This is a genomic window from Roseovarius sp. MBR-6, assembly GCF_040547525.1.
In the GTDB taxonomy this organism is placed as follows: Bacteria; Pseudomonadota; Alphaproteobacteria; order Rhodobacterales; family Rhodobacteraceae; genus Roseovarius.
On sequence record NZ_JBEPPW010000017.1, the window covers coordinates 1 to 20,655 of the forward strand.

21 protein-coding genes are annotated in these 20,655 nt (G+C 67.0%); 7 read left to right on the forward strand and 14 right to left on the reverse strand.

The annotated features are described in order from the left end of the window. The first annotated feature begins 126 nt into the window (after positions 1-126). Genes ABIE57_RS16655 through argE form a run of 3 tightly spaced genes read left to right on the forward strand, consistent with a single transcriptional unit; the run spans position 127 to position 2,927 of the window. Complete coding sequence (locus tag ABIE57_RS16655; RefSeq protein ID WP_354540155.1) at positions 127-801, forward strand: DUF1028 domain-containing protein; 675 nt, start codon at positions 127-129, stop codon at positions 799-801. 45 nt (positions 802-846) lie between these two features. Then, positions 847-1,815, forward strand: coding sequence for a LysR family transcriptional regulator (locus tag ABIE57_RS16660; RefSeq protein WP_354540156.1), 969 nt, complete (start codon positions 847-849; stop codon positions 1,813-1,815). Beyond that, on the forward strand, positions 1,812-2,927 hold the full coding sequence (argE, locus tag ABIE57_RS16665; protein ID WP_354540157.1) for an acetylornithine deacetylase: 1,116 nt from the start codon (positions 1,812-1,814) through the stop codon (positions 2,925-2,927). The genes ABIE57_RS16660 and argE overlap by 4 nt, the downstream gene beginning before the upstream one ends. A 9-nt stretch (positions 2,928-2,936) precedes the next feature. Here the strand turns inward: argE and ABIE57_RS16670 are convergent, their stop codons facing one another. After that, positions 2,937-3,479 carry an SRPBCC family protein gene (locus ABIE57_RS16670; RefSeq protein WP_354540158.1) on the reverse strand — a complete coding sequence of 181 codons (543 nt, stop codon included), beginning with the start codon at positions 3,477-3,479 and terminating at the stop codon, positions 2,937-2,939. A gap of 141 nt (positions 3,480-3,620) precedes the next feature. Between ABIE57_RS16670 and ABIE57_RS16675 the strand changes: the two genes are divergently transcribed. After that, positions 3,621-4,691, forward strand: a complete 1,071-nt coding sequence (locus tag ABIE57_RS16675; RefSeq protein WP_354540159.1) for a CaiB/BaiF CoA transferase family protein — start codon at positions 3,621-3,623, stop codon at positions 4,689-4,691. A 148-nt stretch (positions 4,692-4,839) separates the two neighbouring features. On the opposite strand, the gene ABIE57_RS16680 is transcribed toward ABIE57_RS16675, so the two are convergent. Both ABIE57_RS16680 and yghU read right to left on the reverse strand, forming a co-directional pair. Then, entirely contained in the window at positions 4,840-5,559 is a 720-nt protein-coding gene (locus ABIE57_RS16680) for an NYN domain-containing protein (RefSeq protein WP_354540160.1), read from the reverse strand. A gap of 54 nt (positions 5,560-5,613) precedes the next feature. Next, entirely contained in the window at positions 5,614-6,483 is an 870-nt protein-coding gene (gene yghU / locus ABIE57_RS16685; protein ID WP_354540161.1) for a glutathione-dependent disulfide-bond oxidoreductase, read from the reverse strand. A 156-nt stretch (positions 6,484-6,639) separates the two neighbouring features. Here yghU and ABIE57_RS16690 point away from each other — a divergent pair, with 156 nt between their 5' ends. Both ABIE57_RS16690 and ABIE57_RS16695 read left to right on the forward strand, forming a co-directional pair. Then, complete coding sequence (locus ABIE57_RS16690) at positions 6,640-8,244, forward strand: Y-family DNA polymerase (protein ID WP_354540162.1); 1,605 nt, start codon at positions 6,640-6,642, stop codon at positions 8,242-8,244. 59 nt (positions 8,245-8,303) lie between these two features. Next, the gene (locus tag ABIE57_RS16695; RefSeq protein ID WP_354540163.1) at positions 8,304-8,648 is read left to right on the forward strand and encodes a DUF2794 domain-containing protein; all 345 of its coding nucleotides are present in this window, start codon (positions 8,304-8,306) and stop codon (positions 8,646-8,648) included. On the opposite strand, the gene ABIE57_RS16700 is transcribed toward ABIE57_RS16695, so the two are convergent. From ABIE57_RS16700 to ABIE57_RS16715, 4 genes are all read right to left on the reverse strand, one after another. After that, the gene (locus ABIE57_RS16700) at positions 8,629-8,787 is read right to left on the reverse strand and encodes a hypothetical protein (RefSeq protein WP_354540164.1); all 159 of its coding nucleotides are present in this window, start codon (positions 8,785-8,787) and stop codon (positions 8,629-8,631) included. The two genes, ABIE57_RS16695 and ABIE57_RS16700, sit on opposite strands and share 20 nt — an antisense overlap. 393 nt (positions 8,788-9,180) lie before the next feature. Then, positions 9,181-9,954 (reverse strand): C40 family peptidase, encoded by a 774-nt coding sequence (locus ABIE57_RS16705; RefSeq protein WP_354540165.1) that lies wholly within the window; start codon positions 9,952-9,954, stop codon positions 9,181-9,183. Further along, positions 9,951-11,330, reverse strand: a complete 1,380-nt coding sequence (locus ABIE57_RS16710) for a leucyl aminopeptidase family protein (protein WP_354540166.1) — start codon at positions 11,328-11,330, stop codon at positions 9,951-9,953. The genes ABIE57_RS16705 and ABIE57_RS16710 overlap by 4 nt, the downstream gene beginning before the upstream one ends. A 57-nt stretch (positions 11,331-11,387) precedes the next feature. Continuing rightward, positions 11,388-11,768 carry a hypothetical protein gene (locus ABIE57_RS16715; protein WP_354540167.1) on the reverse strand — a complete coding sequence of 127 codons (381 nt, stop codon included), beginning with the start codon at positions 11,766-11,768 and terminating at the stop codon, positions 11,388-11,390. 156 nt (positions 11,769-11,924) lie between these two features. Here ABIE57_RS16715 and ABIE57_RS16720 point away from each other — a divergent pair, with 156 nt between their 5' ends. Next, entirely contained in the window at positions 11,925-12,575 is a 651-nt protein-coding gene (locus ABIE57_RS16720) for a carbonic anhydrase (protein ID WP_354540168.1), read from the forward strand. A 50-nt stretch (positions 12,576-12,625) separates the two neighbouring features. Here the strand turns inward: ABIE57_RS16720 and ABIE57_RS16725 are convergent, their stop codons facing one another. The 7 genes from ABIE57_RS16725 to ABIE57_RS16755 form a co-directional block, all read right to left on the reverse strand. Then, the gene (locus tag ABIE57_RS16725; protein WP_354540169.1) at positions 12,626-14,824 is read right to left on the reverse strand and encodes a 3-hydroxyacyl-CoA dehydrogenase NAD-binding domain-containing protein; all 2,199 of its coding nucleotides are present in this window, start codon (positions 14,822-14,824) and stop codon (positions 12,626-12,628) included. A 15-nt stretch (positions 14,825-14,839) separates the two neighbouring features. After that, on the reverse strand, positions 14,840-16,051 hold the full coding sequence (locus ABIE57_RS16730) for an acetyl-CoA C-acetyltransferase (protein ID WP_354540213.1): 1,212 nt from the start codon (positions 16,049-16,051) through the stop codon (positions 14,840-14,842). 15 nt (positions 16,052-16,066) lie between these two features. After that, positions 16,067-16,702, reverse strand: a complete 636-nt coding sequence (locus ABIE57_RS16735) for a glutathione S-transferase family protein (RefSeq protein WP_354540170.1) — start codon at positions 16,700-16,702, stop codon at positions 16,067-16,069. A 268-nt stretch (positions 16,703-16,970) separates the two neighbouring features. Beyond that, positions 16,971-18,104 (reverse strand): acyl-CoA dehydrogenase family protein, encoded by a 1,134-nt coding sequence (locus ABIE57_RS16740; protein ID WP_354540171.1) that lies wholly within the window; start codon positions 18,102-18,104, stop codon positions 16,971-16,973. Between the two features lie 25 nt (positions 18,105-18,129). Continuing rightward, complete coding sequence (locus ABIE57_RS16745) at positions 18,130-18,342, reverse strand: hypothetical protein (RefSeq protein WP_354540172.1); 213 nt, start codon at positions 18,340-18,342, stop codon at positions 18,130-18,132. Between the two features lie 19 nt (positions 18,343-18,361). Next, positions 18,362-20,140 carry an acyl-CoA dehydrogenase C-terminal domain-containing protein gene (locus tag ABIE57_RS16750; protein WP_354540173.1) on the reverse strand — a complete coding sequence of 593 codons (1,779 nt, stop codon included), beginning with the start codon at positions 20,138-20,140 and terminating at the stop codon, positions 18,362-18,364. 30 nt (positions 20,141-20,170) lie between these two features. Further along, complete coding sequence (locus ABIE57_RS16755) at positions 20,171-20,572, reverse strand: MerR family transcriptional regulator (protein ID WP_354540174.1); 402 nt, start codon at positions 20,570-20,572, stop codon at positions 20,171-20,173. Between the last annotated feature and the right edge of the window lie 83 nt (positions 20,573-20,655).

Consider the following 20,655-nt stretch of genomic DNA (forward strand, 5'->3'; position numbering starts at 1 on the left):
GGGGGCGGCCGGGGGGGGTGGGGTCCCCCCCCCCCCCCGCCGACCCCCCGGTGGGGGGGGGGGGGGGGGGGGGCCCCCCCCCCCCCACCCCCGGAGTATTTCCGGAACGATGAAGGAGGGCGGGGCATGACTTTTTCGCTGGTGGCGCGGTGTAGCGCCACGGGAATGTTCGGGGTGGCGATCTCGTCGTCGTCGCCTGCGGTGGCGGCGCGGTGCGCCCATGCGCGGGCGGGGGTGGGCGCGGTGGCCTCGCAGAACGTGACCGATCCGAGGCTCGGGCCGCGCACGCTCGATTCGATGGAAAAGGGTCTGACGGCGGCGGAGGCGGTGGCAGACGTGGTGCGAACGGGGGCGTTCATGGACTACCGGCAGGTGTTGGCGGTGGATGCGGCCGGGGTCACGGCGATCCATTCGGGGGCGAATGCGTTGGGGATCTGGACACAGGCCGAGGGGCGCGACGTGGCGGCAGGGGGAAATCTTCTGGCCAATGACGACGTGCCGGGGGCGATGGTGGCGGCGTTCGAGGTTGCAAGGGGGCATCTGGGCGACCGGCTTCTTGCTGCCCTCAAGGCAGGGCTGGCGGCGGGGGGCGAGGCCGGGCCGGTGCATTCGGCGGGCATGATTCTGGTGGACAAGGCAAGCTGGCCGGTGGCCGATCTGCGCTGCGACTGGACCGAGGACTGTCCCATTGCCGCGCTGGCCACGGCCTGGGATGTCTACAAGCCACAGCTTGACGCCTATGTGCAGCGCGCCCTCGATCCGCGCACGGCCCCGTCCTATGGTGTGCCCGGCGACATGTGAGGCCGCTTTGACAACCGCGGCCCTTGCGCCCAGTCTGGAGCGTGGATGATCCGGGAGAGCGGGATGCTGCGCTACACGCTTCGGCAACTTGAATATTTCGTGGCCGTGGGCGAGGCGGGCAGCATCGCGCGCGCCGCAGAGCGCATCAACGTCTCCTCGCCCTCGATTTCGGCGGCGATTGCACAGCTTGAGGCAGAATTCGGTCTGGCGCTCTTTGTCCGGCAGCACGCGCAGGGGCTGTCGCTGACCCAAGCGGGGCGGCAGATGCTGGAACAGGCGCAAATCGTGCTGCGGGAGGCGGGGGCGCTTTGCGATATTGCCGGCGATATTTCCGGGGTGGCGCGCGGGCCGCTGGCGCTTGGGTGTCTTTTGACCTTCGCGCAACTGGTGGTGCCGATGATGCGCCGCGCCTTCGAGGCGGCGTATCCCGAGGTGCGGCTGCGGCAGGTCGAGATGAACCAGCTCGAGCTTTTCAGCGCGCTGCGCCGGTCCGAGATCGACCTGGCGCTGACCTATGATCTTGCCCTGCCTGCCGATCTGCAATTCACCGCTATTGCCAAACTCATGCCGATTGCCCTGATGGGGGCGGCGCATCCGCTGGCGGAGCGCGCCTCGGTCACGCTCGACGATCTGAAGGATCACCCGATGGTGCTGCTCGATCTGCCGCTGAGTGCGGAATATTTCCTGTCCTTCTTCGAGGTGATCGGTGCCCGCCCCCTGATTGCCGAGCGCACGCGCGACATGGCGGTGATGCGCTCGCTGGTTGCCAACGGCTTTGGCTACTCCATCGCCAATGTGCGCCCGCTCTCGGATGTCTCGCCCGATGGCAACCCGGTGCGCACTGTGCCCATCGAGGGCCATGTGCGGGCGCTGCGCATGGGGTTTCTCACGGCGCAGGATGTGGGGCGCTCGAATGCCGTGCGCGCGCTGATCGAGTTCGGCCGGGGGCTGGCGGCGCGCGGCGCGCTGGCGCGGATCGGTGCCATGCCGCTGGTCGACGGAGGGGGGGAATGAGCCGGACGCTGGCAATCCTCGAGCGGCTGATCGGATTCGATACGGTGAGCGCGCGGTCCAATCTCGACCTGATCGGCTATGTCGAGGACCTGTTGCGCGGGGCCGGCTTTGCCGTAACGCTCCTGCGCGACCCGGAGGCGGCCAAGGCGGGGCTTTTCGCCCGGATCGGGCCGGAGGGGGCGGGGGTGCTTCTGTCGGCGCATAGCGATGTGGTGCCGGTCGAGGGGCAGCGCTGGACGCGCGATCCGTTCCGCCTGAGCGACGAGGGTGGGCGGCTCTACGGGCGCGGGTCGACCGACATGAAGGGGTTTCTGGCGGCGATGCTGGCCATGGCCGAGGCGGCGGCGGCACGGCCTCTGCGCGAGCCGCTGAAGCTGTCGATTTCCTATGACGAGGAGGTGGGGTGCCTTGGACTGGCGCGGATGATCGGCGCGCTGCCGCGCGTTCTGGGCAGGCCGCGCGCGGCCATCGTGGGCGAGCCCACGCAGATGCGGGTGGCCATCGGGCACAAGGGCAAGCAGACGCTGCGTGCGGTCTGTCAGGGGGAGGCGGGACATTCCGCCCTGGCGCCGCGCTTTGTCAACGCGCTGCATGGCGCGGCCGAATTCGTCATGGGGCTGCGGCGGATTCAGGCGGAGCTGGCGGCCACCGGCGCGCGCGATCCGGCCTATGACATCCCCTATTCCACCGTGCATGTGGGGCGGATGAGCGGCGGCACCGCGCTCAATATCGTGCCGGACCGGGCCGAAATCCTGTTCGAGATCAGGCATCTTGCCGCAGAGGCCCCAGAGGCGCTTGTCGCGCGGACCCGTGCCGTGGCCGCCGGTATCGCGGGTGTCGGGATCGAGACCCTCAACCGCTATCCCGGCCTTGACACCGACCCGCAGGCCGGGGTCGTGGAGATGGTGCGCGCGCTTTCGGGCGATGCGCCGGTGACCAAGGTGGCCTTCGGCACCGAGGCGGGATTTTTTGCGGGCCTCGGTATTCCGACCGTCGTCTGCGGTCCGGGCTCCATGGAGGGGCAGGGGCACAAGGCGGACGAATATATCGACCGCGACCAGCTTGACGTCTGCGACCGGATGCTGGCTGCGCTGCTGGACACGCTGTGCTGAGGGGGACGCTCAGCTGATGAGTTTCTTGAACCAACCCTTCTTCTGGTCCTCGGGCTTCTGGTCCTCGGGCGCGCCCTCGTCCGGGCCCTCCGCCGCAGCCCCTTGCGCTTGCGGGCCTTCGATCACCTCCTCGAGCCGGACGAAGAACTGATCGGCCATCTTCTTGGCAAAGCCGTCGACGATGCGGCTGCCAAGCTGCGCGAGCTTGCCGCCGACATTGGCCTCCACGTCGTAATGCAGCCGTGTGCCGCCCTCGATCTCTTCGAGCCGGACATCGGCGGCACCCTTGGCAAAGCCGGCAGCACCGCCCTTGCCCTCGCCGCTGAGCGTCAGGCTCTCGGGCTCGTTCATGTTGGAGATTGTCACGGCCCCCTTGAACGTTGCCTTCACCGGGCCGACCTTTTGCACCACGGTGGCCTCGAAGCCGTCTTCGGGCGTGCCCGTCACCTCCTGCGCGCCGGGCACGCAGTCCTTGAGCACTTCGGGGCTGAGCAGGGCGGCCCAGACCGTTGCGCGGTCTGCCTTGATCTCGCGGCTGTCAGACATTTTCATCGGCGTGGCCCTCCTTCTGCTGTGGGGAACAGGCTAGACCAGAGAAAGCCCCGTGCAAAGCGGTCCTTAAGTCGGAGAGGGGCTGTTGTCGGGCGTGGCGCGGGGCTAGGCTCGGGGCCGGAGAACGGACGGGGGCAGGGAATGCTGCAAGGCACGCGCGTGGTGGAATTCGAGGGGCTGGGGCCTGCGCCCTTTGCCGCGATGATGCTGGCAGAGATGGGGGCCGAGGTTGTGGTGATCCACCGTCCCGGCGCGGCCAACCCGGTCGCGGGGGCGCGCAACCTGCTCGACCGGGGCAAACGCTCGATCGTGCTCGACCTGAAAACCCCCGCGGATATCGCCGTGGCACGCGCGCTTGTTGCCCGCGCCGATGCGCTCATCGAGGGGCTGCGCCCCGGCGTGATGGAGCGATTGGGCCTCGGGCCGGAGGAGATGCGCGCCGCCAATCCGCGCCTTGTCTATGGCCGGATGACCGGCTGGGGGCAGGACGGGCCGCGCAGCCTTGAGGCTGGCCATGACCTTAATTACATCGCCACCTCGGGCGCGCTCTGGTATGCGGGCGCGCCCGGCACCCCGCCGGTCACCCCGCCGACGCTGCTGGGCGATGTGGGCGGTGGCGCGCTTTATCTGGTGGCGGGTGTCCTCGCGGGGCTGATCCGTGCCGCGCGCACCGGGCAGGGCACGGTGGTGGATGCGGCGATTGTCGATGGATCGGCGCATATGATGGCGCTGCTCATGTCGATGCGGCCTTCGGGCAACCTGTCGATGGCGCGCGGCCAGAGTCTGCTCGACGGGCCGCACTGGTCCCGCGTCTATGGCTGCGCCTGTGGTGGCTGGCTCTCGGTGCAATGCCTCGAGCCGCAATTCTATGCCGTGTTTCTGGACCGGCTCGGTCTGCCGGACGATCCCCGCTTTGCCGCCCAGTATGACCCCGCGCAATGGCCAGCGCAGACCGAGGCACTGGCCGAGATCATCGCCGCGAAACCGCGCGCGCATTGGGAAGGGCTCTTTGCCGGGTCCGATGCCTGTGTGGCCCCGGTGTTGCGCCCCGACGAGGCCGCAGCCGATCCGCATATGGTGGCGCGGGGCGTTTGGGGCGCGGGCCTCGTGCCTGCGCCAGCGCCGCGGTTTGACGGGGGCGTGCGGGAGGTGAGCGCATCGCCGGAACGCGGCGCGGACGGGGCGGCGATCCGGGCGGAACTCGGGCTGTGACGGGGGGCGAGCGGCCCGAAGCTGGCTCCGAGCGACGGAATTTTGAAAAAATTCCTGTCAAGAAAGTTTTGAACTTTCTTGGTCCTGCCCGTCGGCAGGGACCGCAAGAGCGCGGCGGCGCAAGACAGCTTCAGGCCGACGCTCCGCCTCAATCCACCCGTCGCACCAGAAGTTGATTGCCTGAGCCCGGCTTGGTCTCGAACACTTTCAACTCGGCAATGAGGTCGCTCAGCTTTTTCTTGCCATAGCTGCGCGTGTCGAAATCGGGCTTGTCGGCCTGGATTTGCTGGCCGATCCGTCCCAGCGGATACCACTCGTCCTCGCTGTCGATCTTTTCCATCGCGTCAAAGATCAGGCGGCGCGCATCGGCCACCCGTGCGCTGTCGAGCCGCGCCTTGGGCGCGCTTGCAGGCGTATCGCCCGCCTCCTCATAGATGTTCTCGATGGCGACAAAGCGGTTGCACGCGTTCTTGAGCGCGTCGGGTGCCTTGGCCTCGCCGATGCCGATGACGGTCAGCCCCTGTTCGCGGATGCGGCTGGCCAGCCGGGTGAAATCGCTGTCCGACGAGACCAGAACGAAGCCGTCGAAATGGCCCGCATGGAGGATGTCCATGGCGTCGATCACGAGGCCAATATCGGAGGCGTTCTTGCCCTTGGTGTTCGCCGTCTGCTGGTGCTGGACGAGGCCCAGCTTCTGCGCCGTCCTGGTCCAGCCGGCAAGCTGCTGGCTCGACCAGTCGCCGTAGACGCGGCGCAGCCCCGGCTCGCCATAGCTCGTGACCTCGCGCAGGATCGCGTCGGCGAATTTCGCGGGCACGTTGTCGGCGTCGATCAGAACGGCCAGAAGAGGGGTGTCGCGGCTGGGCATGAAGGGGCTCCTTTTGCCCCATTCATGCCCGATCCCGCGCGCGGGCGAAAGCGGTTAGGCGCTCTCGCCGATCTTGTCCTGGGTTTTCGTGTCGAAATCCTCGGCCGAATGGCGCTCGTGAAGCTGCATATGCGGTTCGCCAAAGCTGCGGTTGACCATGCGGCCGCGCTGCACGGCGGCCCGCGCGTCGATTTTCTCGGCCCATTTCATCACATGCGTGTAGCTGGCGACGTCGAGGAAGGTCGCGGCACTGTAAAGCCGCCCGAGGCAAAGCTGTCCGTACCAGGGCCAGATCGCCATGTCGGCGATGGAATAGTCCTCACCGGCGATGAAGGGCCGCTCCGCCAATTGCCGGTCGAGCACGTCAAGCTGGCGCTTGGCCTCCATGGCGAAACGGTCGATCGGGTATTGCCATTTCTCGGGCGCATAGGCGTAAAAATGGCCAAATCCGCCGCCGAGATAGGGCGCGCTGCCCATCTGCCACATGAGCCAGTTGAGGGTTTCGGTGCGCGCGAGGCCCGAGGCAGGCAGGAAGGCACCGAATTTCTCGGCCAGATGCATCAGGATCGAGCCGCTCTCGAACACGCGCAGAGGCGCCTCGCCGCTCCGATCCAGCAGCGCGGGGATCTTGGAATTGGGGTTGACCGCCACGAAACCCGAGCCGAATTGATCGCCCTCGCCGATGTCGATCTTCCAGGCGTCGTATTCGGCGTCATGGCCCGCCGCCAACAATTCCTCGAACATCACGGTGACCTTGACGCCATTGGGCGTGGCCAGCGAATAGAGCTGGAACGGATGATCGCCCACGGGGAGATCCTTGTCATGGGTCGCGCCTGCAACGGGGCGGTTGATCGAGGCGAACTTGCCGCCCGAGGGCTGTTGCCAGGTCCAGACGTCGGGGGGGGTATAGCTGTCGTCGCTCATGCTGTCGGTCCTCTCATCGGTTGGACGCAAGGTATATGTGTGCGCGAGCGCCGCAAGGGGGCGGGCCGCACAAGGCGGTGTGCAGCGCCGCGCGACTCGACTCCGGCAATCCTGCATCCTATTCTGGAACAAACAAGGAACATATCTGCTGCCACCATGCCCGCCCGTCGTATCCTGTCCATCTGGTTTCCCCGGCTGGGGGCCGAGCGCCTCATGCGGCGGCGGGGCATTTGCGGTCCGTTCGCGGTGGTTGCCGAGAGGGGGCAGCGGCAGGTGCTCGTCTCGCTCTCGCCCGGGGCCGAGGCGGCGGGGCTCTGCTGCGGTCAGCCGCTGCGCGAAGCGCAGGCGCTTTGCCCCGATCTGGTCACCGCGCCGCAGCATCCCGCCGCCGAGGTGGCCTTTCTGTGCGCGCTGGCGCGCTGGGCGGACCGGTTCTCGCCGCTGGTAGCCTCCGAGGGAGCGGCGGGGCTGATGCTCGATATCACCGGTTGCGCACATCTTTTCGGCGGCGAGGCGGCGCTGGCCGGGAACGTGATCGCCGAGGCGGCAGCCCTTGGCCTTTCGGCGCGCTCTGCCATCGCCGACACGCCCGGTGCGGCCTGGGCGCTGGCGCGCTTCGCGGCGGGGGCGGGGGCTGTGCGGGGCAGCGGCGATGCCATCGAGCAGGAGGCCCGCGCCACCCGTGCCCGCGCGGCAAGGCGTCCGGCACGGCCTCAGGCCCCGCCGCCTGCACAGCCGGTGATGATCGCCCCGCCGGGGCAGGTGCATGGCGCGCTTGCCCCCCTGCCGGTGGCGGCGCTGCGCCTGCCCGAGGGCATGGCCGGGGATCTGGCGCGGCTCGGGCTGCGGCGGATCGGCGATCTGGCCGGGCAGCCGCGCGCGGCGCTCGGGCGGCGCTTTGGCCCGGTGCTGATGCGGCGGCTCGATCAGGCGCTCGGGCAGGTGCCCGAGCCGCTCTCGCCCGCCGGTGCCACGGCCCCGCTTGCCGTCCGGCTGAGCTTGCCCGAACCGATCGGCCATCTCGACGATCTGCGCGCGGGCACGGCGCGGCTGCTGGCGCGGCTTTGCGAGACGTTGCGCATGCGCGGTCTCGGGGCGCGCGCGCTGCGGCTCGAGGCGTTTCGCGCCGATGGCGAGGTCTCAACGCTCGATCTGCGGCTGGCGCGCCCGATGCGCGATGCGGGCGCGATGCTGGCGCTTCTGGCGATGCGGCTGGAGCGGATCGAGGCGGGGTTCGGCATCGACATGCTGCGCCTCGACGCGCCCGAGACCGAGCCGGTGCAGCCTGAGCAACTCACCGGCCCCGAGGGCACGGCGCGCGACGGGCTGGCGGACCTCATCACCCGGCTGGGCGCGCGCATCGGGCTCGAGGCGATCACCCGTCCCCACCCCGCCGAGAGCCGGATTCCGGGCAAGACCGCGCTCACCCTCGCCGCAGCCTGGTCGGCACCCGCGCCCGCGCCCTGGCCCTGGCCCGAGGCCCCGCGCCCGCTGATGCTCTGGCCGCCCGAGCCGGTCACGCCGCGCGCGGGCGGGCGGCCCTGCGCCGCGTTCCGCTGGCGCGGGCGCGAACACGCGGTGGCCGAGGCGCAAGGCCCCGAGCGGATCGCGCCGGAATGGTGGCTCGATGACCCCGACTGGCGCACGGGGCTGCGCGATTACTGGCAAGTGCTGACCACGCGGGGCGAGCGGCTCTGGCTCTATCAGGCGCATGGCGCGGCGCTCTCGGGGGGCTGGTTCTGCCACGGGCGCTTTGCCTGAGCCTTCCTCCTCCTGTGAATTCGCTTGATTTGCGGGGCATTTGGCGCAACTCTTGGCCCATGAACGCGCAACCGCCGATCCCGTTCACACAGACCCGAGGGGCCGAGCAGGTCGCCTTTCAGCGTGACGAGCTGGGTGCGATCCTGTCGCTTTACGGGCGCATGGTGGCGGCGGGCGAGTGGCGCGATTACGGCATTTCCTGCCTGCGCGAGGTCGCCGTGTTCTCGATCTTCCGCCGCACCGCCGAGCAGCCGCTCTACCGGGTCGAGAAGCGGCCCAAATTGCAGGGCAAGCAGGGGCAATACGCGGTCATCGGGCTTGACGGGCGGATATTGAAGCGCGGGCACGACCTGCGCATGGTGCTGCGCGTGCTCGAACGCAAGCTTATCCGCGCGGTGGAGTGACGCCCGCCATCACGCAAAGCGGCTTGAACAGGATCGACGCCCCGCGAAACGCCGCGCCGCCGGAAAGATTGAAGCGCGGCGAGATATTGGCCGGATCGGCCCCGACGATGGTGACGTGATGCACCGAGATGGGGGACACCAATATCGGCCCTGTGGCCTTTACAGAACCAATGAAAGACTGACCGCACCCTGTTGCCCTATGCTTCGCGGCGAACGTTCTTGGCCTGAAGGGGACGTCCGTCGCCTAGCCCCCGCGCGGATTCAAGGCGTGCTTGCACGCCGCCGCGCGAGCGCCCGACCGCCCCCCGGGCGGGCGCTTTTTCAACGTTGAAACCCCCTACAATCGTTCCAGTATTTGGCACCATAAATCGCCCGCCAAGACCGGTGCAGCGCCCACCCGCGGTCGGGCCCTCGCGCGGCTCCACCAACGTCCCCTTCAGGCCATTCACGACGTCTCCCGCACCGCGCTTCGCAGCATGGCGGGCATAATCATCATCGGGCGACAAAGGGCAGATGTTGAACAATAGCGTGATCAATTTCCCTTGAATCGCCTGCGCGCCGTCACTGGCCCGCCGCCTTGCGCCGTGATGCGGGTGATGGCCTGCGATACGGGCTCGTAGGCCACCGCCATGTGATGCGCGTTGGCATGGAGGAGCGTGCCGGGCTCGGACACCCAGGCCACATGGCCGCGCCAGAACAGCAGATCGCCGCGCCGGAGGGGTGCATCTTCGGGCAGGGGATGGCCAAGGGCCGCCTCCTGCGGGCCGCTGTCGCCGGGGCAGGGGATGGCGCAGGCCAGACACCCCGCCTGCACCAGCCCCGAACAGTCGATCCCCAAGCTGGAATTGCCGCCCCAGAGATAGGGCGTGCCGAGCAGGCGTTCGGCCACCGCGACGGGATCGCTCTCGGGGGCGTCGAGCGGTGCGAGATGGGCAAGGGGGACAAAGCCCTGTGGCGTTTCGGCGAAAATGCCGTTTTGCCCGATGACCTCCAGCCGCGCGCCGAGGCTGAGCATCGCACGCTCGCGCGCCTTGATGTCGGGCGCGGGGTAGAGATGGGTGGCGCGGGCGGCGACGCGGTGGGTCACGCGGCCGGTGGTCAGGGCGGCCTCGGGGACGAAGCCCTCATAGCCGTCGCGTGCGGCGCGGACCGCGGTCCAGCCGGACGAGGATCCTCGGGTCAGGCCCGAGGATGACGGCGCGAGGATCTCGACCGCCTCGCCCATCAGCAATTGCCGGTCGCGCGCCCCGTCCGGTGTGCGGCAGAGATCCACCAGCGGCCAGGCGATGAGGCGCGCGTCGCTCACAGCCCCAGCACCTCGGGCAGGGCGGCGAGCAGCGCGCGCGCGCCCATGCCCACCCCGCCTTTGGGGCGCGCGGGCGCGGCCACGGGCTGCCAGGCGTAGATGTCGAAATGCGCATAGGGCAGGCCACCCGCGAAGCGGCGCAGGAACAGCGCGGCGGTGATCGAGCCTGCAAACCCGCCCGAGGGCGCGTTGTCGAGATCGGCGATGCCCGGCTCGATCATCGCCTCGTAGGGCGTGTGAAACGGCATCCGCCAGACCGGATCGGCCACGCGCGCGGCAGCGGTGTCGAGCGCCTGCGCCAGCCCGGCCTCATCGGTGTAATAGGGTGCCAGATCAGGCCCAAGCGCCACCCGCGCCGCGCCCGTGAGCGTGGCCATCGAGATCATCAGATCGGGCGCGCCCTCGGCCCCGAGGCTCAGCGCATCCGCGAGCACCAGCCGCCCCTCGGCATCGGTATTGTTGACCTCGACCGTCAGCCCGTTGCGCGCGGTCAGGATGTCGCCAGGGCGGAACGCGCCTGCGCTGACCGAGTTTTCCACCGCCGGAATGAGCACGCGCAGGCGCAGCCTGAGCCCAAGCGCCATGATCATATGCGCCAGCCCCAAGACGGTCGCGGCGCCGCCCATATCCTTTTTCATCAACCCCATGCTGCTGCCGGGCTTGAGGTTGAGGCCGCCGGTGTCGAAACACACGCCCTTGCCGACGAGGGTGAGGGTCGGCCCCGCGTCGCCCCACGTCATGTCGATCAGACGGGGGGCCTCGGCAGCGGCGCGCCCGACGGTGTGGATGAGCGGCAGGTTCCGCGCCAGAAGCGCCTCGCCTGTGATCACGTTGATCGTCGCTCCATGCTCTTCGGCCAACGCGCGGCAGGCGGCCTCGAGCGCTTCCGGCCCCATGTCATTGGCAGGCGTATTGACCAGATCGCGGGTCAGACATTCGCCCGCCGCGATGATCTCCAGCCGCGCGGCGTCAGTCCCCTCGGGGGCAATGAGGCGCGCCTTGGCGGGGCTTTGTGCGCGGTAGCGGTCAAAGGCGTAGTGCGCGAGCAGCCAGCCGAGCGCCTCGGTCTCGCGCGCCTCGGGCGTCAGCCCCTCAAGCCGGTAAGTGCCCTCGGGCATGGCACCCGCCACCCCGGCAAGGTGAAAGCGACCGCGCGCACGCCCCGCCTCGGTGCCATAGCCCGCCACGGCGAGCGCGATCCCGCCCGCGTCATCCGGCACCAGCGCGACCTTGCCGAGTGCTGCGGCAAAGCCCGTGGCGCGCAGCCAGCCCGCGACGCGGGGCGGTTGTGTCTCATACCAGCCCTCGAGTGCGCCCTCCTCCACCACATGCAGGGGGATGGCGGGCAGGCCGGGGGCGGCGAAACTTGGGCGCATGGCGGGTCTCCTCTGATTTCGGCCCAAGCCTAACGGAGAATGCGCGGCCTGCAAGGCTCAGAACGGGCCTTCGGCCATGTCCCAGATCTCGCAGAGCGAGCGGTCGGCGATCCGCAGAAGCCGCGCGAAGGTGGCGGCGAGCGCCGTGCCGTTGCCCGCGTCGATGCAGCCCGTCACATCGCCCGCCACCCGCGCCAGCATCGCCATGCCGACCTGATCGGCCATGGCAATCAGGCTGCGGCAGCCCTTGCGCATCTCGGGGAACCGCGCGGCTTGATAATCGCGCTCGGCCTGCGCGAGCCGCGCGGCGATTTCTTCCAGTGCGCGGCAGACCACATCCTCGGCCCCCCGGTCGCCCAATTGCCGGTAGAGTGTTTCCAGCCGGTCGGCATCGAGCCGGACCCGCTCCTGCTGTTGCAGAGCTGTCACCTGTTCCACGGTCTCTCACCCGTCCCATGTCCCTCGCACCCCCACAGCGCGCCCCATAATGGCCCGTTCGAGGTTCCCAAAACGTTGAGACGGTCGGGAAAAATCGCTCGAATTCGTCTCGAATAGGGACTAAGGCACCAAGGGTCTTGCACAAGGAGACGAAAGATGGACCAAGCGCGCCCCCTGCCCACCTACCTGGTGCAGCGCTATCACGGGTGGAAGGCAACGGGCTATGCCGAGAACCAGGCCTGGTATCGCCACCTTGCCGATCAAGGCCAGCACCCGCGCGCCATGGTGATTTCCTGCTGCGACAGCCGCGTGCATGTCACCTCGATCTTCGGGGCCGATCAGGGCGAATTCTTCATCCATCGCAATATCGCAAACCTCGTGCCGCCCTTCGAGGCGGGCGGCGGCCAGCATGGCACCTCGGCGGCGGTGGAATTCGCTGTGACCGCTCTCCGGGTCGCGCATGTCATCGTGATCGGCCATTCGGCCTGCGGTGGCGCGAAGGGCTGCCAGAAAATGTGCGCGGGCGAGGCCCCCGAGCTTGAGGAGCGCACGAGTTTCGTCGGCCGCTGGCTGGAAATCCTGCGTCCCGGTTACGAGCGGGTGCAAGGCGTTGCCGACGAGCAAGCCCAGCTTCGGGCGCTCGAGAAACAGACGGTGGTGGTCTCGCTCGACAACCTCATGAGCTTTCCCTTCGTGGCCGAACGGGTCCGCGCGGGGGCGCTCTCGTTGCACGGGCTTTGGCACGATATCGGCTCGGGTGCGCTTGAACAATACGACTCGGTTCAGGACGGCTTCGTGCCGATCTGAAGCGAGAGGCGCGGACTGCCCCCGCGCGCCCATGACGCGCGGGGGATGGCTCAGGCGGCGGCTGACTGACCGGCAAAGCGGGCGTAGAAACTCTGCCCCTTGTCGGCCATTTCGCGCAGCAGTTTGGGCGTTACAAAGCGCGGCCCGAACGTCTCGGTAAGCTGATCGCATCGCTCGGCGGCGTAGGGCGTGCCGATGATGTCGAGCCACGCGAACGGCCCGCCCGACCAGGGCGCAAAGCCCCAGGCGAGGATCGCGCCCACGTCGCCCTCGCGGATGTCTTCGAGGACGCCTTCTTCAAGTGCGCGCACGGCCTCCAGCACCTGCGCGAACATCAGCCTTTGCTGCACCACTTGCAGGTCGGGCTGCTCTGCCGCGCGGGGGTATTTCTCGGCCAGACCCGGCCAATAGCCCTGCCGCTTGCCCTTTTCGTCATAGTCAAAGAACCCGGCATTGGCCTTGCGGCCCAGACGCCCCTCACCCTCCATCCAGAAGATGACCTCGTCCACCGCGCCATCCGGGTAATCGTCGCCCATGGCGGCCTTGGTCGCCCGCGCGATCTTGGCCCCCAGATCAATCGAGGTCTCGTCGACCAGTTGCAGCGGTCCCACCGGGAAGCCCAACTGCCGCGCGGCATTGTCGATGAGCGCAGGTGCCACGCCCTCGGCCACCATGCGGATACCCTCGTTGATATAGGGAATGATGCAGCGGTTGCAGTAGAAGAACCGCGCGTCATTGACGACGATCGGTGTCTTGCGAATCTGGCGCACGTAATCAAGCGCCTTGGCCACGGCGCGCGGGCCGGTCGCCTGCCCCTTGATGATCTCCACCAGCAGCATTTTCTCGACCGGCGAGAAGAAATGGATGCCGATGAAATCCTCGGGCCGGTCGCTGGCCTGTGCCAGATCGGTGATCGGCAGGGTGGAGGTGTTGGTGGCAAAGATGCAGTCGCGGCCCACCTCGGCCAGCGCCTGTTTGGTCACGCCCGCCTTGACGCCGGGGTCCTCGAACACCGCCTCGATGATCAGGTCACAGCCCTTGAGGGCTGCGTAATCGGTGGTGGCGGTGATCCGGCCCAGCACCTCGGCCTTCTTCGCCTCGGTGGCCTTGCCGCGCTTGATCCCCTGATCCATGAAATCGGCGCTATAGGCGCGGCCCTTGTCGGCGGCCTCCTGTTTCTGGTCGATGAGGACAACCTCGATCCCTGCCTGCGCCGAGACAAGGGCAATGCCCGCGCCCATCATGCCGGCCCCCAGAACGCCCAGCTTCTTTACCCGCTGATCCGGCGCGTCGGGGCGGTTCGCGCCCTTCTCCAGCGCCTCCTTGTTGATGAAAAGCGAGCGGATCATCGCGCCCGACGACGGATTCATCAGCACATTGGTGAACCAGCGCGCCTCGATTTTCAGGGCTGTGTCGAACGGCACGAGCGCGCCCTCATAGACCGCCGACAAAAGCGCCTTTGCCGCCGGGAACGCGCCTTGCGTCTTGCCGTTGACCATGGCCGAGGCCCCGACAAAGGTCATGAACCCCGCCGGGTGATAGGGCGTGCCACCGGGCATCTTGTAGCCCTTCTCGTCCCAGGGCTTGACGATGGCGGGGCCCGAGAGCACCCATTCGCGCGCCCTGTCAAGAAGCGCCTCGGCGGGCACCACCTCATCCACCACCCCGGCGGATTTGGCGCGCTTGGGATCGTTCAGCTTGCCCTCCAGCAAGAGAGGCGCCGCCGCCATCGCGCCCAGCTTGCGCGAGAGCCGTGTCGTGCCGCCCGCACCGGGGAAAATGCCGACCATGATCTCGGGCAGGCCGATCTTGGCCTTCGGGTTGTCGGCGGCAAAGATGCGGTGACAGGCGAGCGGAATCTCGAGCCCGATGCCAAGGGCCGTGCCGGGCAGGGCCGCCGCAATCGGCTTGCCGCCCTTGTTGGTCTTGGGGTCCATGCCCGCCCGCTCGATCTTGCGCAGGATGCGGTGCATGTTCATCAGCCCGTCCATCAGGCCCTGTGCGGGGTTGTCCCCCGCCATCTCCTTCATCCGGGCGATGACGTTGAGATCCATGCCACCGGCAAAAGACCCCTCCTTGCCGGAGGTGATGACGATGCCCTTGACGGTGTCATCGGCCAGTGCGTCGTCAATCAGGCTGTCCAGCAGCGGCCAGGCCTCCATCGACATGACGTTCATGGATTTTCCGGGCACGTCCCAGGTGATGATGGCGACGCCGTCGGCGCCTTTTTCCATTGTGAAATCGGTCATTTTGCAGAACTCCCCTTACACGCGCTCGATGATGGTGGCGGCGCCCATGCCGGACGCGATGCACAGCGTGGCAAGGCCGGTGCCCTTGCCGGTGCGCTCCAGCTCATCCAGAAGCGTGCCGATGATCATGGCCCCCGTCGCGCCCAGCGGATGCCCCATGGCGATGGACCCGCCATTGACGTTGACCTTCGAGGCGTCCACATCGAACGCCTGCATGAAGCGCAGCACGACGCTGGCAAAGGCCTCGTTCACCTCGAAAAGGTCGATATCGCCGATCGCCATGCCGCTGTCGCGCAGCGCCTTTTCGGTGGCAGGCACGGGGCCGGTCAGCATGATCGTCGGATCGGTGCCGATCTTGGTGGTCTGCACGATCCGCGCGCGGGGCGTGAGGCCCCATTTCTCGCCGAACGCCTTGCTGCCCACCAGCACACCGGCCGCACCATCGACGATACCGCTCGAATTGCCCGCATGGTGGATATGCTCGATCCGCTCCAGATGCGGATATTTCAGCCTGGCCACGGCATCGAAGCCGGGCATCACCTCGCCCATCGCCTGAAAGGCCGGGGTGAGCGCGCCCAGCGTCTGCATGTCGGTGCCGGGGCGCATGTATTCGTCATGATCCAGAATGGTAAGCCCGTTCTGGTCGCGCACCTCGATGATCGAGCGCGCAAAGCGCTTGTCATCCCAGGCCGCCTTGGCGCGGCGCTGCGATTCCATGGCCAGCGCGTCGGCCTCGTCACGGGTGAACCCGTATTCGGTGGCGATGATATCCGCGCTGATGCCTTGGGGGACGAAATAGGTCTCCATGGCGATCGAGGGATCGACGGCAATCGCCGCCCCGTCGCTGCCCATGGGCACGCGGCCCATCATTTCGACGCCCCCGGCGATATAACCGTCACCGGCACCCGCGCGCACCTGATTGGCGGCAAGGTTCACCGCCTCCATGCCGGAGGCGCAGAACCGGTTGATGGCAAGGCCGGGGATCCGCTCGTCCAGATCCGAGGCCAGAACGGCGGTCCGCGCAAGGCATCCGCCCTGCTCGCCCACTTGGGTGACGTTGCCCCAGATCACATCCTCGACGGCATGACCCTCAAGCCCGTTGCGCTCCTTGAGCGCGTTGAGCACCTGCGCCGAAAGGCGCGCGGCGGTCACCTCATGCAGCGCGCCATCCTTGCGGCCCTTGCCGCGCGGCGTGCGCACGGTGTCGTAGATATAGGCGTCGGTCATATCGGTCTCCTTCATTCAGGCGCGGTCAGCGGGGCTGCCGGGCATCAGGTCATAGGGGTGTTTCCAGCCGGGGGTGGCGCTGAGATTGTCCAGCCAGCGGTCGATATTGGGCCAGTCCTTGCGCTCAAACCCGAAAGGCTCGGGGTAAAAGAGATAGCCGCAGCACGAGAGATCCGCATTGCTGAGGCCCCCGCCCACGATCCAGTCACGCCCCGCGAGATGCGCATCAAGCGCGGTATAGGCGGCCTTGAGGCGGGCCTGGGTAAAGGCGATCACCTCGGCGGGCCGCTTCTCCTCGGGCAGGAAATTCATCAGGAACCGCACCATTCCGGCGGGGCTCGAAAGCTTGTGATTGTCCCAGAACATCCAGCGCAGCACCTCGCGCGCCTCCTGCGGCGTCGCGCCGCCGAACTTGCCGGTCTTCTCGGTGATATACATCTGCATGACACCCGATTGCGTCAAGGTCACGTCGCCATCCACCAGCACCGGCACCTCGCCCATCACGTTGAGCGCGCGAAACTCCGGCTGCCGCGTCTCACCCCCGAAGAAATCGACAAAGACCGGCGCCCAGTCGAGGCCCGAAAGCTCCAGCGCCAGCGCCGCCTTGTAGGCATTGCCCGATTCGCCAAAGCAGTGGAGTTTGATCGTCATGGTGTGGCTCCCGGTTGCTGGGTTGGATTTGGATATTTTTGGCAAGATGAAGCCGGGGGCTGTTCATCATTGATTAAGCTTGATGCGCTTTGATGATCTTGCGTTACAGGCTGGGAAGCCGATGGACGTGCAAGGTGAAGCCCTGTCGTCGCGCCTGATGCCAATCGGCCTGCGCGCGCGGCAGGGTGCGCCGTCGCCCGTTCATCTTGCCCCAAATATCCCCGCCGGAGGCATCCGCCATGTGCCACAAGCGCCAACGCCCCGCCCCTCACAGCGCCCTCGCAATCAGCTCTTTCATGATCTCGTTGGTGCCGCCGTAGATGCGCTGCACGCGGGCATCGGCCCACATCTCGGCGATGTCGTATTCCTGCATGTAGCCGTAGCCGCCATGCAGTTGCAGGCACTCGTCCAGCACCTCGCCCTGCGCATCGGTCAGCCAGTATTTCGCCATCGCGGCCTTTTCTACGCTCAATTCGCCGCGCATATGCTCGGTGATGCACGCGTCGAGAAAGGCGCGGGCGACTGCGGTCTTGGTCCGGCATTCGGCCAGTTTGAACCGGGTGTTCTGGAAATGCAGGATCGGGCCGCCAAAGGCCTGGCGCTCCTTGGCATAGGTGATCGTGCGCGTCACGGCACCTTCCATCGCGCCCTGAGCACCACAGGCGATGATGAGCCGTTCCTGCGGCAATTGCTCCATCATCTGGTAAAAGCCGCGCCCCTCTTCGCCGCCCAGGATGTTCTCGGGCGGGATTTCGACGTTGTCGAAGAACAATTCCGACGTATCGCCCGCGTGCATGCCCACCTTTTCCAGATTGCGCCCACGCGCGAATCCCTGCGCGCCCTCGGTTTCCACGACCACCAGCGAGATGCCCTTGGCCCCTTCCTTGGGGTCGGTCTTTGCCGCGACGATGATCAGATCGGCGTGCTGGCCATTGGTGATGAAGGTCTTCTGCCCCGAGAGCCGGTAAGCGTTGCCGTCGCGCAGCGCGCGGGTCCTGATGCCCTGCACGTCCGATCCGGCGGCAGGCTCGGTCATCGCGAGCGCGCCGACCATCTCGCCCGAGACCATCCTGGGCAGCCACGCCTTCTTCTGCTCCTCGGACCCGTAGGCGAGGATGTAATGCGCCACGATGCCGGAATGGATCGGGTTGCCCCAGCTTGCCAGATTGGCGCGGCCCTGTTCGATGCAGATCACCGCCTCATGCCCGAAATCGCCGCCCGCGCCGCCATATGCCTCGGGGATCGACGGGCAGAGCAGGCCCAGTTCGCCCGCCTCAAGCCATATCTCGCGGTCCATGATTCCCGCCTTGCGCCAGCGCGCGAAATGCGGCCGCCATTCATCATTGATGAATTTAGCGGTCATTTCCGAGAGCATATGATGCTCGTCTGTCATCCATGTCATGCCCGGGCCTCCCTTCCCTGCGGCGTCAGCGCTTGCGCGCCTCAAGCTCCGAATTGAACAGTCGCAGGCGGTGCGCGAACGTGTCCTCATTGATCACGCTGTCGAAATTCTCGAAGAGAAAGGACAGCGCCTCGCCCTCGTCCAGCCCCGCCTCTTGCGCGAACTTACGCAGGCGGCGGTAGCCATCCTCGGTCATCGCCGCGTTGAAGCGGCGGGTGAGGCGAAAGCGTTTCGGCATCTGTCCTCCCTCTCCTCGATCAGAACGCCTCGGCCTTCAGCGCCATGACGGTATCGGCCCCGCTTTCGATGCGCGCGAGGTGCAGCGCGGTCGCGGGCAGGCGGCGTTTCATGTAGTAGCGCCCGGTCGCGAGCTTGGTCTTGTAAAAGCCTTCGTCCGGGGTGCCACTATCAAGCGCCGCATGCGCCGCCTTGGCCATCCGCGCCCACATCAGCCCAAGGCAGACATGGCCGAAAAGGTGCATGAAGTCATACGATCCGGCAAGCGCGGCGTTGGGGTTCTTCATGCCGTTCTGCATGAAGAACATGGCCGAGGCTTGCAGGTCCTTGGACGCCGCCTTGAGCGGATCGAGGAAATCGGCCTTCAGCGCCGCGTTGCCCTCGTTCTCCTTGAGGAAGGTTTTCACCATCTCGAAGAAGGCCATGACATGCTTGCCGCCGTCCTGCGCCAGCTTGCGGCCCACCAGATCGAGGGCTTGTACGCCATTCGCACCCTCGTAGATCATGGCGATGCGGGCGTCGCGGGTGAATTGCGACATGCCCCATTCCTCGATATAGCCGTGACCGCCATAGACCTGCTGCGCGCGCACGGTCATGTCATAGCCTTCGTCGGTGAGGAAACCCTTGATGACGGGCGTCATCAGCGAGATCAGCCCCTCAGCGGCGGCATCATTGCCGCGATGCGAGCGGTCGATGAGTTCCGCGCCCCAGAGCATGAAGGCGCGCGCGCCCTCGATGAACGATTTCTGGTCCATCAGCGAGCGGCGGATGTCGGGGTGCACGATCAGCGGATCGGCAGGGCCGTTGGGGTTTTCCGTCCCCGTGACAGCGCGCCCTTGCAGGCGGTCCTTGGCATAGGCGAGCGCGTTCTGATAGGCGACCTCGGCCTGTGCCAGACCCTGCATGCCGACGCCAATACGGGCCTCGTTCATCATGGTGAACATGGCGCGCATGCCCTTGTGTTCCTCGCCCAAGAGCCAGCCGGTGGCGCCGTCATAGTTCATCACGCAGGTCGAATTGCCGTGAATCCCCATCTTTTCCTCGATCTTGCCGCAGCTCACGCCGTTGCGCGCACCAAGGCTGCCATCCTCATTCACGATGAATTTCGGCACGATGAAGAGCGACACGCCCTTGATGCCCTCCGGCCCGCCGGGGATCTTCGCCAGCACGAGGTGGATGATGTTCTCGGCCATGTCATGCTCGCCCGCCGAGATGAAGATCTTTTGGCCGGTCACCTTGTAGCTGCCATCGCCCTGCGGCTCGGCCTTGGTGCGCATCAGGCCCAGATCGGTGCCGCAATGCGGCTCGGTCAGGTTCATCGTGCCGGTCCAGTCGCAACTGGCCATTTTCGGCAGATATGTCGCTTTTTGAGCGTCGCTGCCATGCACGAGGATCGCCGAAGCCGCGCCATGGGTCAGGCCGTGATACATGGTAAAGGCCTGGTTGGAGGCCGAGAACATCTCGCCCACCGCGGTGCCAAGGATGTATGGCATGTATTGCCCGCCGTATTCCTCGGGCAGGTCGAGCGCGGTCCAGCCGCCCTCGCGGACCTGATCGAAGGCCGCCTTGAAGCCCGTGGGCGTGCGGACCACGCCGTTTTCCAGAACGCAGCCTTCGGTATCGCCCACAGCGTTGAGCGGCATCAACACCTCGGAGGCGATCTTGCCCGCCTCCTCCAGAACGGCACCGGTGAAATCGGCCTCAAGCTCGGCATAGCCGGGCACGTCCTGTTCGGAGACGTTCAGCACCTCGTGCAGCACGAATTGCATGTCGCGGGTGGGGGCGGTGTAGCTGGGCATGTCTTTTCTCCCTTGAAACGGTCAGGCCGCTTATTCGGCGGCTTTTTTCGGATCCCTGAGCGAGGCGAGCATGCGCGCGCCCCATGTCATCTGTTCGCGCAGATCGGTGATGGCGGCGTCGAGCGCCGCGCGCTCGGCCTCCATCGCGGCGAGGCGGGTCTGCGCCACCTCGTAGGCGGCGGTGATCTGCGTGTATTGCTGGTCGCCCTTGTCGTAGAGGTCGAGCAATTGGCGCAGGTCCTCGAGGCTGAAGCCGAAGCGCTTGCCGCGCAGAATCAGCTTGAGCCGGGCGCGGTCGCGCCGGGTAAAGAGCCGCCTTTGCCCCTGCCGGATCGGCGACAGAAGCTCTTTTGATTCGTAGAAACGCAGGGTGCGGGGGGTCACTTCGAATGCCTCACACATCTCGCGGATGGTCATGGTTGTCTCGCTCATGGCTTTGCCCTTGTCGCACAGGATATGCCGACAATCTGAGGGGGCTTGACCATGGTTACAACAGCCGCACGGCTTTACGTAAC

Excerpts from the sequence above, each read along its gene's own strand:
- ABIE57_RS16725 (WP_354540169.1), bottom strand. The coding sequence starts at position 14,824 with ATGACCGATTTCACAATGGAAAAAGGCGCCGACGGCGTCGCCATCATC.
- ABIE57_RS16675 (WP_354540159.1), top strand. The coding sequence starts at position 3,621 with ATGCTGCAAGGCACGCGCGTGGTGGAATTCGAGGGGCTGGGGCCTGCG.
- ABIE57_RS16750 (WP_354540173.1), bottom strand. The coding sequence starts at position 20,140 with ATGCCCAGCTACACCGCCCCCACCCGCGACATGCAATTCGTGCTGCAC.
- ABIE57_RS16745 (WP_354540172.1), bottom strand. The coding sequence starts at position 18,342 with ATGCCGAAACGCTTTCGCCTCACCCGCCGCTTCAACGCGGCGATGACC.
- ABIE57_RS16690 (WP_354540162.1), top strand. The coding sequence starts at position 6,640 with ATGCCCGCCCGTCGTATCCTGTCCATCTGGTTTCCCCGGCTGGGGGCC.
- ABIE57_RS16710 (WP_354540166.1), bottom strand. The coding sequence starts at position 11,330 with ATGCGCCCAAGTTTCGCCGCCCCCGGCCTGCCCGCCATCCCCCTGCAT.
- ABIE57_RS16740 (WP_354540171.1), bottom strand. The coding sequence starts at position 18,104 with ATGACATGGATGACAGACGAGCATCATATGCTCTCGGAAATGACCGCT.
- ABIE57_RS16730 (WP_354540213.1), bottom strand. The coding sequence starts at position 16,051 with ATGACCGACGCCTATATCTACGACACCGTGCGCACGCCGCGCGGCAAG.
- argE (WP_354540157.1), top strand. The coding sequence starts at position 1,812 with ATGAGCCGGACGCTGGCAATCCTCGAGCGGCTGATCGGATTCGATACG.
- ABIE57_RS16670 (WP_354540158.1), bottom strand. The coding sequence starts at position 3,479 with ATGAAAATGTCTGACAGCCGCGAGATCAAGGCAGACCGCGCAACGGTC.
- yghU (WP_354540161.1), bottom strand. The coding sequence starts at position 6,483 with ATGAGCGACGACAGCTATACCCCCCCCGACGTCTGGACCTGGCAACAG.
- ABIE57_RS16695 (WP_354540163.1), top strand. The coding sequence starts at position 8,304 with ATGAACGCGCAACCGCCGATCCCGTTCACACAGACCCGAGGGGCCGAG.
- ABIE57_RS16680 (WP_354540160.1), bottom strand. The coding sequence starts at position 5,559 with ATGCCCAGCCGCGACACCCCTCTTCTGGCCGTTCTGATCGACGCCGAC.
- ABIE57_RS16660 (WP_354540156.1), top strand. The coding sequence starts at position 847 with ATGATCCGGGAGAGCGGGATGCTGCGCTACACGCTTCGGCAACTTGAA.
- ABIE57_RS16735 (WP_354540170.1), bottom strand. The coding sequence starts at position 16,702 with ATGACGATCAAACTCCACTGCTTTGGCGAATCGGGCAATGCCTACAAG.
- ABIE57_RS16720 (WP_354540168.1), top strand. The coding sequence starts at position 11,925 with ATGGACCAAGCGCGCCCCCTGCCCACCTACCTGGTGCAGCGCTATCAC.
- ABIE57_RS16755 (WP_354540174.1), bottom strand. The coding sequence starts at position 20,572 with ATGAGCGAGACAACCATGACCATCCGCGAGATGTGTGAGGCATTCGAA.
- ABIE57_RS16655 (WP_354540155.1), top strand. The coding sequence starts at position 127 with ATGACTTTTTCGCTGGTGGCGCGGTGTAGCGCCACGGGAATGTTCGGG.